At 60.3% G+C, this 13,728-nt stretch carries 11 protein-coding genes; 9 read left to right on the top strand and 2 right to left on the bottom strand.

Annotated elements, in window-relative coordinates:
- Nucleotides 1-49: 49 nt before the first annotated feature.
- Nucleotides 50-2,080: an alkyl/aryl-sulfatase gene (locus EJA71_RS10060; RefSeq protein WP_158956454.1), complete on the bottom strand. Its 2,031-nt coding sequence runs from the start codon at nucleotides 2,078-2,080 to the stop codon at nucleotides 50-52.
- A gap of 604 nt (nucleotides 2,081-2,684) precedes the next feature.
- Between EJA71_RS10060 and EJA71_RS10055 the strand changes: the two genes are divergently transcribed.
- From EJA71_RS10055 to EJA71_RS10040, 4 genes are all read left to right on the top strand, one after another.
- Complete coding sequence (locus EJA71_RS10055) at nucleotides 2,685-3,674, top strand: aldo/keto reductase (RefSeq protein WP_158956452.1); 990 nt, start codon at nucleotides 2,685-2,687, stop codon at nucleotides 3,672-3,674.
- Entirely contained in the window at nucleotides 3,671-4,258 is a 588-nt protein-coding gene (locus EJA71_RS10050; protein ID WP_158956450.1) for a flavodoxin, read from the top strand. The genes EJA71_RS10055 and EJA71_RS10050 overlap by 4 nt, the downstream gene beginning before the upstream one ends.
- Nucleotides 4,259-4,492: 234 nt before the next feature.
- Nucleotides 4,493-5,266, top strand: coding sequence for a carboxymuconolactone decarboxylase family protein (locus EJA71_RS10045; RefSeq protein WP_158956448.1), 774 nt, complete (start codon nucleotides 4,493-4,495; stop codon nucleotides 5,264-5,266).
- Nucleotides 5,267-5,364: 98 nt separating this feature from the next.
- Entirely contained in the window at nucleotides 5,365-6,258 is an 894-nt protein-coding gene (locus EJA71_RS10040; protein WP_158956446.1) for a LysR family transcriptional regulator, read from the top strand.
- Between the two features lie 53 nt (nucleotides 6,259-6,311).
- Here EJA71_RS10040 and EJA71_RS10035 read toward each other — a convergent pair whose 3' ends face one another.
- Nucleotides 6,312-6,767 carry a hypothetical protein gene (locus EJA71_RS10035; protein ID WP_158956444.1) on the bottom strand — a complete coding sequence of 152 codons (456 nt, stop codon included), beginning with the start codon at nucleotides 6,765-6,767 and terminating at the stop codon, nucleotides 6,312-6,314.
- Nucleotides 6,768-7,093: 326 nt separating this feature from the next.
- Here EJA71_RS10035 and EJA71_RS10030 point away from each other — a divergent pair, with 326 nt between their 5' ends.
- The 5 genes from EJA71_RS10030 to EJA71_RS10010 all read left to right on the top strand — a co-directional run bounded on the left by EJA71_RS10030 (nucleotide 7,094) and on the right by EJA71_RS10010 (nucleotide 13,706).
- The gene (locus EJA71_RS10030) at nucleotides 7,094-8,140 is read left to right on the top strand and encodes an ABC transporter substrate-binding protein (protein ID WP_158956442.1); all 1,047 of its coding nucleotides are present in this window, start codon (nucleotides 7,094-7,096) and stop codon (nucleotides 8,138-8,140) included.
- A 15-nt stretch (nucleotides 8,141-8,155) separates the two neighbouring features.
- Nucleotides 8,156-8,773, top strand: a complete 618-nt coding sequence (locus EJA71_RS10025; protein WP_158956440.1) for a glutathione binding-like protein — start codon at nucleotides 8,156-8,158, stop codon at nucleotides 8,771-8,773.
- Between the two features lie 42 nt (nucleotides 8,774-8,815).
- Complete coding sequence (locus tag EJA71_RS10020; RefSeq protein WP_158956438.1) at nucleotides 8,816-9,889, top strand: AraC family transcriptional regulator; 1,074 nt, start codon at nucleotides 8,816-8,818, stop codon at nucleotides 9,887-9,889.
- Nucleotides 9,890-10,018: 129 nt separating this feature from the next.
- Nucleotides 10,019-12,373 (top strand): TonB-dependent receptor, encoded by a 2,355-nt coding sequence (locus EJA71_RS10015; protein WP_158956436.1) that lies wholly within the window; start codon nucleotides 10,019-10,021, stop codon nucleotides 12,371-12,373.
- Between the two features lie 7 nt (nucleotides 12,374-12,380).
- Entirely contained in the window at nucleotides 12,381-13,706 is a 1,326-nt protein-coding gene (locus EJA71_RS10010; protein ID WP_158956434.1) for an LLM class flavin-dependent oxidoreductase, read from the top strand.
- Nucleotides 13,707-13,728: the final 22 nt, after the last annotated feature.

Genomic DNA, 13,728 nt, shown 5'->3' with positions numbered 1-13,728 from the left:
GGCGGCGTTTTGAACCGCTACCGCAGACCGACATCGACTGACTCGGTCGTTACGGCGTGACGATGTTGAACCAGAAATCGAAGTCATCCATGTACGACACCAACTCTTCGAGCTTGCCCTGCGTGCCGTCGACTTTGATATCACCCTTGTCCAAGGCGTCCTTCAACGTGGTTTCTTTCAGCACGATTTTATTCAGGGTGTCGCGGGTCAGGGTCACTTTGGCATCAGCATCTTTGGCTGCAACGCCTTCAGTGTGGTTAAGCACGCCGTTCTCCATTTCCACCGAGTAGTTTTGCTTCAAGTCAGTGAAATCAAAGTTGAGCGACAAACGCTTGCCATCCGCTTTCGGGCCATTGAGGCGCATGGCCAGGAAATCGAAGAACAGATCGAGATCCATCGCGCGCACGGTGTCCGGACTGGCGGTGTCCGGCGTCGGCAGTTTCCTTACGCCATCGCGCAGTTCCTGTGCACCGGTGAGGTAGAAATTGCGCCATGGGCCGCTTTCGGCCTGGTAACCCAGTTGCTCAAGCGCATCGGCTTGCAGGTTTTTCGCCGCTTGGTTGCTCGGGTTGGCAAACACCACATGATTGACCACTTCGGCGACCCAGCGGAATTCGCCTTTATCCATGTACTCCTTGGCTTTCTTGAGTACGGCGTCTTCGCCACCCATCATTTCCACGTAATGCTTGGCGCCCTCCTCCGGCGGCAATTCATTCAACGTGGCCGGGTTGCCGGTAAACCAGCCCAGGTACAGCACATAGGTGGCTTTGACGTTGTGGTTCACCGAACCGTAATAACCACGGTTGGAAAACTTGTTGGCGATCGCTTTGGGCAGTTTGAACTGCTCGGCGATCTCCACCATCGTGTAACCCTTGTTGATCATGCGCAGGGTTTCATCGTTGATGTAGCGGTACATGTCGCGCTGGGAAGACAATTGCTCACGCACTTCCTTGTTGCCCCACACCGGCCAGTGGTGCATGGCGTACATCACCTGGACATCGTCACCCCACAATTTCAGCGCTTCGTTGAGGTACTTGGACCATGGCAGCGGTTCGCGGATTTTCGCGCCGCGCAGCGAGTAGGTGTTGTGCAGGGTATGGGTGGAATCCTCGGCGGTGTTGAGCGCCTTTTTCTCCTTGATGTAATAGAGCATTTCCGCCGGTGCCTCACTGCCGGGCGCATACAGGAATTGGTACGTCAGACCGTCGATGACGTGGGTTTCACCGGTGGTCTTGATGATGTCGGTCGGCGGTATCAGTGTCACGGTGCCGGCCGATGTGGTGGTGCCCAGGCCTGCGCCGAGCTGACCGGTCGCCGAAGGGGGTAGCAGGTTGCCGTACATGTAGCTGGCCCGGCGACTCATGGCGGTGCCGGCCATGACGTTTTCGGCCACTGCGTGTTCGACGAAGCCCAGTGGGGCGTAAACCTTGACCTTTCCGGCCTTCACATCGTCTTCGTTGATCACCCCCCGTACGCCGCCATAGTGATCGACGTGGCTGTGGGTATAGATCACCGCGACCACGGGTTTCTTTGGCCGGTGCTGATAGTAAAGATCGAGGGCTGCCTTGGCGGTTTCGGTGGAAATCAACGGGTCAAAGATGGTGATGCCGTCCTTCCCCTCAACGATGGTCATGTTCGAAAGATCGTAGTTACGCACCTGATAGATGCCATCGGTGACTTCGAACAAGCCAGAAATATTGATCAGCTGAGACTGACGCCACAGGCTGGGGTTGGTGGTGTCCGGTGCAGCCTCACCTTCCTTGATAAAGGCATACTTGGCGGGGTCCCAAATGACATTGCCCGAACCGCCTTTGATGACTGTCGATGGCAACGGCGCAATAAAGCCTTTGTGCGCCAGTTCAAACGAGGTCTTGTCGTTGAACGGCAGCTCATTGAGCAACGCATTGTTCGCCGCCTTGGTGGCTTCCGACGCAGGCTTTGGCTTTTCCGCGTCAGCCGCGAAGGCTTGTGACGCCAATCCAATAGCTGCCACCAACGAAAAAGCGGCGCCAGCCAATTTCAAGGAACGCCATTCCCCTCCGGACTGACGTTGCACTGTCGAGTGAGTTTCCCAGACCATCTTCTACGCTCCTTCATAGTAGGAATGCGCTAAGCCTAAAGCGCAAAGAACAAGCCCGTTTGAAGGTAGTAGGAATTCGCAACTGGCTAGAAAAAAGCTCGATGATTTTCAGAAATCAAGTGAAACAAATTTTATCGTTGGTAGTAAAACCCTCAGGGGTTACAGGTGAAACGGTTTCAGACCAAACGTTGAAAAAATCCAAAAAACCTACAAATATCAGTCAGTTGCGAATGATCTTTACCTATCAAAAGAAGTTGGCGCACATTGGCGGTTAATCGATAACTGCAGTGCCGGCGATAACCTGTACAGGCGGTCGTGAGGCGACGAGCGGTAATTTTACTGAAGAAGGTCATCACCATCGCGACGGTCGCAAATGGCCATACAGACGAGATTTTAACACCAAGCTGCGAGCGCTATCGTTTGTCGGTTACTGAGAAACAGTGATCGGGTTTGATAGTCCGTTGCCGGGTTGATGAGCGAGGGCCACGTTTTCCACGTTCAGACGCACTGATGAACAGCGCTCATGAGCCCTTGCCGATTTACCCGTCTAGTGCTCAGTGGTCATCGCGCTTACCGTTCCCCAACGCAATCTTGGGAGAACGAAATGCACAAGCGCACACTCGGCAACAGCTCACTTGAAGTATCGGCACTCGGTTTCGGCTGCATGGGTTTGAGCCATGGTTACGGCCCGGCGACGGACACTGCGCAAGCGATCGCGCTGATTCGTTCGGCGGTCGATCGCGGCGTGACTTTTTTCGACACCGCCGAGGTCTACGGCCCTTACTTGAACGAGCAAGTGGTGGGCGAAGCATTGGCACCGGTGCGCGATCAGGTGGTGATCGCCACCAAGTTCGGCTTCACCTTCGGCGACGACAATAAACAGCAGATTCTCAACAGCCGCCCGGAGCACATTCGGGTTGCTGTCGAGGGTTCGTTGCGTCGACTGAAAACCGATTACATCGATCTGCTGTATCAGCACCGCGTCGATCCGGACGTGCCCATCGAAGACGTCGCCGGGGCGGTGAAAGATCTGATCAGCGAAGGCAAGGTCAAGCACTTCGGCCTGTCGGAGGCTGGCGCGCAAACCATTCGCCGTGCGCATGCGGTGCAGCCGGTCACGGCGCTGCAAAGCGAATACTCGCTGTGGTGGCGCGAGCCCGAGCAGGAAATCCTGCCGACACTTTGGGAGCTGGGCATCGGCTTCGTGCCGTTCAGCCCATTGGGCAAAGGCTTTCTCACCGGCACGGTGTCGGCCGACGCCACTTACGGCAGCGACGATTTCCGCAGCATCGTCCCGCGTTTCAGCCAGTCGGCGCTGCAGGCCAATCAGGGCCTGGTAGTGCTGATCCGGCAGATCGCCGCGCAGAAACAAGCGACACCGGCACAGATCGCGCTGGCCTGGCTGCTCGCGCAGGCACCGTGGATCGTGCCGATTCCGGGCACGACCAAACTGCATCGCCTGGAAGAAAACCTCGGCGGCGCGGACATCACCCTCGACGCCGCCGAACTCCAGGCGATTGATGCTGCACTGGCGCAGACCCGCATCGAAGGCGAGCGCTATCCCGAGGCCCTCAAGGCGCGCGTCGGCCGATGAGCAACGATCACGATCCGCTGCGGCGTACGGTGATCGCCGCCCTGGCGAGCGCCCCGCTGCTGTCGCTCGCCGACACGCAAGGCGCCCGTGAAACCCCGCGTTCGGGCTCGCGGATTCTGGTCGCGTATTTCTCGCGCTCGGGCAACACCCGCGTGGTCGCTGGGCTGATCCAGCGTGGACTGGGTGCCGATCTGTTCGAGATTCGCCCGGCCCACCCTTACCCCGAGGACTATCTGCAAACCGTGGAACAGGCGCGCCAGGAGCGTGACAGCGGCTTCGAACCCGAGCTGCAAAACAAGGTTCACGCCCTTGGCGACTACGACACGATCTATCTCGGCTTTCCGATCTGGGGTGAAACCGCGCCGCCGATCGTACGCGCCTTCCTCAGCGCCCACGACTTGACCGGCAAGACCCTCATCCCCTTTAACACTCACGGCGGTTATGGCTTGGGCAACAGCCGCAGCGTGCTCCTCAAGCACGCGCCGAAGACCAGAGTGCTGGAAGGTTTTGTGATGGAGGGTGAGCAGGAGCGCAAGACCATGGAACGCGTGAACGGCTGGTTGAGTGATCAACCTGCCACATGATTGATCACTCGCTTTGCCACCGCGACTTCCTCTGCGGGGCAGCCCGCAACGCGGGATCCTGAAGCCTCAAGCCCCGTATCTTCGGCTCGGCGTGCAGTTTTCACAAAGCACTCAATCCTGGACTCATGAGCTCAGCTCAAGAGTCCATGCGCAATTTTGGTCTTAATCACTGCAACCATCCTCCGTACGATCCAGCGATACCGCAGTGACCCGCAATGGATGGAGCCTTTCACGATGACCACTGTCGCCCGCAACACCACTGCCCTCCCCACCGTCATGGCGCTCTGCCTGAGCGTTGGCGCGATGTTCAGTGTTCCCACTCAAGCAACCGAGGCATCAAAAACCATGACCAGCACCCCCGACCGCGCTGAATCACTGTCGAGCCAGCAACTGGCGATTCCCCTGATCGCAGCATTCATGGCGACCAGCGACATACCCAAGCTCAACGCCGCGCTGAATCAGGGACTCGACGCTGGACTGACTGTCAGCGAAACCCGCGAAGTACTGGTGCAGCTCTACGCCTATGTCGGCTTCCCGCGCAGCCTCAATGCCTTGAATGAATTGATGACCGTCGTGCAGGCGCGCAAACAGCGCGGCATTGAAGATGCGCCGGGGCGTGAGCCAAACCGGGCGATTCCGGTCGGTGATGAGCTGCTGGCCGCCGGCACGGCCAATCAAACGAAAATTTCCGGTGGTCCGGTCAAAGGCCCGGTGTTCGAGTTCGCCCCAGTGATCAACCAGTTCCTGCAAACCCATTTGTTCGGTGACATTTTCGAACGCGACAACCTCGACTGGCAAAGCCGCGAACTGGCGACTGTCGGCGCGCTGGCGGCAACGCCTGGCGTGGAGTCGCAGTTGCGCTCACATATGGCGGCGAGCCTGCGCGTCGGGCTGAGCGCGGCGCAGTTGCGTCAGGTGATCGAACTGCTGAAACAACATGGCGATGCCCAGACTGCCGAGCGTGCTCATGCGGCGCTGACTCAAGCACTCGCGGCTTCGGTGAAGTGACAGACATTCGCGAGAACCTTGCCGAACTGAGAGTCGCGGAACCGTGCGCAACCTGCTTCATGGATCAATCCCGCGTCCCTCATGAGAGGTTCTCATCAATGTCCCGCGCCAATCTCAACGACCTGCAAGCCTTCGTGGTCATCACCCGCGAAGGCAGTTTTACCCGTGTCGCCGCGCAATTGGGCGTTTCGCAGTCAGCGCTGAGCCACACTCTGCGGGCACTGGAAACCCGGCTGGGCGTGCGCCTGCTGACGCGAACTACGCGCAGCGTCTCGCCGACCGAGGCGGGTCAGCGGCTGTACCAATCGATGGCACCGCGCTTCGATGAGATCGAACTGGAACTGGCCGCCGTCAGCGAATTTCGCGACACCCCGGCCGGCAATGTGCGGATTCAGGCGTCGGAACACGCGGCGAACAATATTCTCTGGCCGAAGCTGCTGAAGGTGCTGCCCGACTACCCGGACATCAAGGTCGAAATCACCGTCGATTACGCCCTCGCCGACATCGTCGCGCAGCGCTATGACGCGGGTGTTCGACTGGGGGATCAGGTGGCCAAGGACATGATCGCCGTGCCGATCGGGCCATCGCTGCGCATTGCCGTTGTCGGCTCGCCGGAATATTTCAAACAGCGGCCTTACCCGATGGAACCGGGAGATCTGGCGGCGCACAACTGCATCAACTTGCGCCTGCCGACTCACGGCAGCCTGATGCAATGGGATTTCGAAAAGGATGGCCACGAACTCAAGGCTCGCGTCGAAGGCCAATGGACATTCAACAGCAGCGTGCCGATTTTGCGTGCGGCGCTGGCGGGATGCGGTCTGGGCTTTCTGCCTGAAGACATGGTGGCCAAGGACCTCGCTGAGGGCCGTCTGGTGCGGGTCATGGAGGATTGGTGCCAGCCGTTTGCTGGCTACCATCTCTATTACCCGAATCGCCGCGAGCATTCGTCAGCCTTCGGCGTGGTGGTCGACGCTTTGATCTACAAAGGTTGAACTCAGTTGCTCAGGCGCACGGGCAGCTAGATGCTTCTTGTCTTCTGCCGGTTTTACGCTGCAAACGATAGAACCCCGCAGTACATCGCGGTGTTGCAAACAATTAACTGAGCGAGGATGAAACCGAGGCCGGCGCCCAGAAAACCAAGCGCCGCAACCACCCAAGGCAAGCTCGCATGGATACTGCCCCTCAACAACCAGGCCGCGACCCCTGCACCGAGGAACATGCCGGGAACCGAAAAAACATGGCCCAACCCAACGAGTCCGCCCTCTCGCCCTGCGCGGGTGATGATGGCCATGTAGACCAAAAGCGTCACCATCACGGCGGCCGTCGTACCGGTCAGAAACAGTGCGCGCGCACGTAGCATCAGGCCCGGAAGCAACAGGATCACCGACACGCCGATGATGTACCAAGGCCCTAGATAGAGGGTGTTGCCAGCAATGGATGCGTAAACGAGAACCAGCGCGACCAAAAACGTCGAACAGACCAAATCGTCCCTGATCCTCATGTGAACTCCCATTCATCGCTGATCTGCAAGTGATCAACAGATTAGCTGATGGTCGGGTGGCCTGATGATCGTCATTGCGTTGGTGTTGTTGATTGAGCAGTGCCGTGCATGACCCATGCTGGTGTAGTGCGGAACCGACGCCACATCGCGCATATTTTTTATGCCTTTCAAGCATCGCCCACGCAGCCGTTGATCCATCGGCCATATGCCTCAAGCGAATAAACAGCGTCGTTTTAAGTATTTTATTTCTGCATCAACACGCCGCTATATCTGCGCCTTCGATCCGGCACCTCGCCGGCCTTTGCAGGAGCAGACGTGTGATTCGAATGACTTCTTTTCCCCTCTCGCGAGCAGCGCTTACCCTCGCTGCACTGTTGGTTTCCAGCGTGGCATTGGCCGATACGGTCAAAGAAATTCGCATCGCGGTGCCGGACATCAGCGCCGGCCCGACGCCCAGTGGTGCCGGCATCGTCGATGTGTTGCGCGACCGCCAGACCTTGGAAAAAGAGTTCGAGAAAGACGGGATCAAAATTCGTTGGGACTTCTTCAAAGGCGCGGGGCCGGCTATCAATGAAGCCCTGGCCAACAATCAGGAAGACTTCGCGTACCTCGGCGATCTGCCGGCGATCATCGGCAAGGCCGGCGGTCTCGACACGCGCTTGCTGAGTGCGACTGCTCGAGACGTCAAACTGTATCTGGCGGTGCAGCCGGGTTCGGGCATCACCACCCTCGAAGCCTTGAAGGGCAAGCGCGTGGCGATTTTTCGCGGCACTGCCACGCAACTTTCCTTTGCTTCGGCGCTGGCCCATCAAGGCCTGAAAGAGAGCGACTACAAAGTGGTCAACCTCGACTACAACGCGGCCAACGCAGCGCTGGCGGCCAAGCAGATTGACGCGACGTGGTCCGGCGCCGGGGTGATTGCGCTCAAGGCGCGCGGCCTCGCCGAGCTGCCACTGACCACCGTTGACCTCGATGGCGCCGGCAGCATGCAGGGTGTGTTGCTGGGCCGTGGCGCCTTCGTCGACGCACACCCGGAGCTGGTCGCACGCCTGATCAAAGCACAGCAGCCGGCGATAACTTGGTTGCGCAACGACGAGCACAAACAGGACTACATCAACCTGGTCTCGAAGCTCGCCAGCTACCCGGCGGACATCCTCACCACGGACGCGAAAGATCAGTCGCTGGTGAAGATTTTCGCCCCGCAACTCGATGCGCCGTTCCTCGACAACTTGCAGCGCAGCGTGGATCTGGCGCTAGACGCTAAGCTCATCCGCAAAGGTTTCGAGGTCAAGACCTGGGCTGAACCGCGCTTCATCGATGCCGCCCTGCAACAGACCGACACCGCCGCTCAAACCCCACAAGTCAGCCTCTAATAACAAGGATTCGCCATGACCACGCTGTTCATTTTTCCCGGTGCCTGCTCGTTCGCTGCCCATGTCGTGATTCACGAATTGCAACTGCCCATCAGCGTCGAGCCCGTGACGCTGGGCGACCCGAACGCGCCGTATCGCCAGATCAACCCGACAGGTCGCGTGCCGGCGTTGTTGCTGGATGACCAGACCCTGCTGACCGAAAACACCGCGATCCTGCCGTACCTCGCCGACCTCAAACCCGGCACGCCGTTGTTCGCACCGGCGGGTTCGGTCGAGCGAGCGCAGATTCAAGGCTGGCTCGGTTACGTCGCCACCGAGGTGCACGTCGGCGCCTTTCGCCCGATCAATCGGCCCGAGCGTTACAGCGCCGATGAAGCGGCATTCCCCGGTATTCGTCAGCGCGCTCTGGAGCAGCTGGCGAACGCGCTGAAACCAATCGAAGCGCGTCTGACCCAAAGCGATTATCTGGTGGGCAATCGCCTGACGCTGGCGGACATCTACCTCGGCGTGTTCCTCGGCTGGAGCGCCCGCGTCGGTGTGCTGGGTGACTTCCCGGCGCTGCAAGCCGCGCTCGCACGCTTCCGAGCGCGTGAATCCGTGGTGCACACCGCCAGCGCCGAAGGCCTTGCCTGAGTCACACCGAGGATCGATCAACGAGCACGCCGGAGAAACAGCATGCCAAGCACCGACACCATTGCCACCTGGGCTCAAGTCATCGCCCGCACGCTGGAAGCGCAGGGCATCGACGCGTCCCCGCTGCTGCGCGAGGCCGGTATCGATCGGTGTCATTTGCACGACCCTGATCAGCGCATCGCCCTCTCCGCGATGAGTACGCTGTGGCGGGCGGCGCGGCGCATCAGTGCCGACGAGTGCTTCGGCCTGCACGTGGCGCAGTACAGTTATCCGACGGATTTTCATGGGTTGTTTTTCGCCGCGCAGAGCAGCTCGACGGTGATCGAAGCGTTGCAGCGTGGCGTGCGTTACGCCCCGGTGATTACCACGTCGGCGGCGCTGCGTCTGGTGCGCGGGCGGCACACCACGCGGATGGTTTACGGCGTGGCCGACGGCGCCGAGGTGGAGCAGATCGCCACCGAAGCGTCGATTGCCTGTGCGGTGCGTTTCACCCGGCAGACCTGGGTCGATTTGCCGATCGTCCACGGCGTGCGCCTGGCCCGCCCGGCCCCGCAGGATCCGATGCGCTGGACACGTTTGCTCGGTTGCCCGATTCACTTCGACGCTGGCGAAAACGCCATCGAATACAGCAACCGCTGGCTGCATGCACCACTGACCACGGCCAATCACGCCGTGGCCCAAGGCCTCGACAGCGTGCTCAACGATTACCTCGAACGCCAGCGGCGCCTGAACTTGCCGCAACGGGTTCGCGCGGCAATTATCCGTGACCTGCCATTGGGTGAAGTTCAGCAAAGTCGGGTGGCCGATGAACTCGGCATGAGCGTGCGCAATCTGCATCGGCACTTGCTCAAGCACGACAGCAGTTTCAAGGCCTTGCTAGATGATTGCCGACGGCAATTGGCGTTCAGTTACTTGCGCCAGACCGATTGTTCGATCAACGAAATCTGCTATCGACTGGGCTTCAATGAGCCGAGCAGTTTCAACCGTGCGTTCCGGCGCTGGACCGGCGAAAGTCCAGGCAAATGGCGGCGTGATGACGTGCCGTCGCAACCTGAACGCTACGTGCCTCGGCTCACTGTTCTCGCGGCTGAAGGGGCTCTTTCGATTGCGGTTTGAGTCACTTGTCTGCGCCGGACCATAGGTTGTCCGCGCAGGCCCCTTTTCCTTCCTTCACACGCTCTAGCATGGCCTTTCTACCGAGCCCGACCGACAGAATCGCGCGGCAATGAAAGGAGCTTTGCGTCCATGCTTTTACGTTACTCGGCCACCACGGCCCACCGCCTCAAGCCCCTGAGCTTTTCCCTATGGCTGGCGCTGCCCGGTGTCCTTTACTCGACTCAGAGCTTTGCGGCGGACGAAGCTGAAGCGTCTGCACCGGCGGCGGCTCAGGCTGACAGCTCGGCGCCGAGGCTCGAACAGGTCACCGTGACCGCGCGCCGCCGCGAGGAACAGTCGCAGGACGTGCCAACGCCGATCACCACCCTCAGCGGCGCTAACCTGGAAAGCCAGCGCATCTACAAGATTCAGGATCTGCAACAGGCCTTGCCGAGTGTCAACGTCGCCTATGTTCATGCGCGGGTTTCCAGCTTCGCCGTGCGCGGCATCGGCAATAACCCGGCCAGCGATGGTCTGGAAGGCAGCGCCGGGATCTATCTGGACAACGTCTATCTCGGTCGCCCCGGCATGGCCGCGTTCGACATGCTTGATGTCGAGCAACTGGAGCTGTTGCGCGGGCCGCAAGGCACCTTGTTCGGCAAAAACACCACAGCCGGCGTGCTTAACATCACCACACGCGGGCCGACGTTCACTCCCGAACGCAGCCTCGAAATCTCCGGCGGGCAGGACGGCTACTTTCAGGGCAAGGGCACGGTGTCCGGGCCGCTGACCGACACACTCGCCGGGCGTCTGTCGTTCTATCGCACCCGCGATGACGGCTACCTGAACAATCGCCATGACGACCGCACGCTGCTCGGCGGTGAGCGCGAAGGCTTGCGCGGCCAGTTATTGTTCAAGCCCAACGACGATTTCAGCCTGCGCTGGATCAACGAATACAACACGGAAAACTCCAGCAGCGGCAGCAGCGTTATTTACGGCGCCGGCCCGTTGTTCTGGCGCCGAGCGGCATTGGTCGGGGCGAATCCACAGGTCGGCGAAAGCAACATCGATGGCCGGCAAAACGTCAGCGTGCACCAGAACGCCAGCTCTGTTGAAGCCAACTGGAATCTCGCAGGCGGCTACACGCTGACCTCGATCAGCGCTTATCGCAGCTGGCACTTCAACCCGGCCAACGACGCCGATCAACTGGAAGTCCCGGTGATCAACGACTTCGGCTATGAAGTGCATGACCGCCAGTTCTCCCAGGAAGTGCGTCTGGCCTCGCCCAAAGGCGAATTCTTCGATTACGTCGTCGGCGCCTATGCGTTCAAGCAAGACCTCGGCAATCGCATCTTCACCAATCTCGGGCCGCTGGCGGATCTCAACCTGATCGGCGCCAATCTCAATGCGCTGAACAACGTCAACAGCAAGGTCAACGGCAAGATCGACACCGAGAGCTACGCGCTGTTCGCCCAAGGCACGTGGCACCTGACCCAGCGCCTGGATTTCAGCGCCGGCATACGCGGCACCTACGAAGAGAAAGAGGCCAACGTGAAGCGCTTTGCCCCGGTGGGCGGTGGCGCGCCGGTGGTGATCCCGGGTGTGGTCAATGGCAACGCGATTCGCGCCGGCCAGGTCGGCGCCTATGACACCGGCGACCTGCACCTGTACAACGCGGCGCCGTCGTTTCTGGCCAGTCTGAGCTACCACTTCAGCGACGAGGTGCTCGGCTATACCTCGCTGTCTCACGGCGAGAAATCCGGCGGCGTCAACCTCGCGGTCGGCTCGGCGCCCAGCGCTGGCGCAGAGTCATTGCTGGTCGGCCCGGAGCGGGCGAACGACGCGGAACTGGGCATCAAGAGTCAGCTGTTCGATCAGCGATTGCAGCTCAACGCCAACCTGTTCTGGACCGGCGTCAACGGCTATCAAGCCACCACCTATTACCAGCCGCCGGGCTCGTTGACCGGTTACCAGTTGCTGACCAACGCCGGCACCGTGCGCTCGCGCGGCCTCGAATTCGAGGCGACCACCGTGCCTGTGCGCGGCCTGACGTTGAACGTCAACGGCTCGTTCAACGACGTGACTTATCTGTCGTTCAAAGACGCGCCCTGCCCTGCAGAAACCCCGGGACAAACCAACTGCGACCTCAGTGGCCAGCGTGTCGCCGGCGCCTCGCGCTGGATCGGCAATGTCAACGGCGAATACAAATGGCCGCGCATCGACGGCATCGAACCTTACGCCACCGGCAGCTACGCCTATCGCTCGGCCAGCGAAGGCACCCTCGACAATTCTGATCTGGCGAAGATCGACGGCTATGGCCTCGCCAACTTCACGCTCGGCGCGCGGGTGGACTACGGCGACGGTTTGCTCGACGCCTCGCTGTGGGTCAAAAACGCTTTCGATCGTGAGTATTACCTGGCCGTTGGCAGTGGTTCCAACGGTCTCTACACCGCCTCGCCAGGCCAGCCGCGCACTGCCGGCGTGACCTTGCGCTATGACTTCTGAGGACACTATGACAACAGCAAAAATGAGCCTGGGCGCGTTTCTCATGAGCAGCGGCCATCACCTCGCCGCGTGGCGCCATCCGCGTGCATGGGCCGGCGGTGGGCTGGATTTCCAGCACTTCAAAAAACTCGCCACCACCGCCGAACGCGGCAAGTTCGACGCGATATTTTTCGCCGACAATCTGGCCCTGATGGGCTCGCCGGAACTGGGACAATTCACCACCGCCGGCGATGTGTTCGATCCACTGGTGCTGCTCTCGGGGCTGGCGGCGGTGACCGAGCGTATCGGCCTGGTTTCCACGGTCTCGACCAGCTACAACGAACCTTATCTACTGGCGCGCAAGTTCGCCTCCCTCGACCACTTGAGTGGCGGGCGCAGTGGCTGGAATCTGGTGACGTCGGCGACCGATCTGGAGGCGCTGAACTTTGGTCGCGACAAGCATTTCGAACACGGTGACCGCTATCAGCGCGCTGAAGAGTTCATCGATGTGGTGACGGGCCTGTGGGACAGTTTTGAAGACGATGCCTTCGTCCGCGACAAGTCCCGCGGCGTGTTTTTCCAGCCGGACAAACTGCATGTGCTCAATCACCACGGCGAAAACTACCGGGTACGCGGGCCGCTGAATATTCCGCGTACGCCACAGGGTTATCCGGTGCTGATTCAGGCGGGCTCATCCGAACCCGGCAAGGCACTCGCCGCGCGCACCGCCGAAGTGGTGTTCACCGCGCAGCAGACGCTGAGCAACGCCCAAGCCTTTTACGCTGACGTCAAAGGTCGCCTCGCCGGCTACGGACGCCGTCCAGATCAGTTGAAAGTCATGCCGGGGATTTCCCCGGTGATTGGCCGCACGCAGAGTGAAGCCGAGGACAAATACCAGCAGTTGCAAGATCTGGTCGAACCACGGGTGGGCCTGGCGATGCTCGCGGGCATGGCGGGTGGTTTCGACCTGTCCGAATATGATCTCGACGGCCCGTTGCCGGAGCTGCCGCAGAGCAATTCGATGCAGAGTCGTCAGGCCCTGTTCATCGATCTGGCGCGCCGGGAAAATCTGACGATTCGCGAGCTCTACCTGAAAGTCGCCGGCGCACGCGGTCATCACACCGTGATCGGCACGCCGAAAACCATCGCCGACACCCTTGAAGAGTGGTTCGTCGGCCAGGCCGCCGACGGCTTCAACATCATGCCGCCGTTCTTGCCTGAGGGGCTGGATGACTTCGTCGACGGCGTGGTGCCGTTGCTGCAACAACGCGGTTTGTTCCGCCACGAATACAGCGGCAGCACGTTGCGTGATCATCTGGGCTTGCAGCGGCCGGGGAATCGTTACTCGCGTTAAGCCGGGTATTCCGGCGCTCGGG

This window comes from Pseudomonas sp. PB106 (assembly GCF_009764645.1).
Classification (GTDB): Bacteria; Pseudomonadota; Gammaproteobacteria; order Pseudomonadales; family Pseudomonadaceae; genus Aquipseudomonas.
This window is presented reverse-complemented; position numbering and strand designations above follow the sequence as displayed.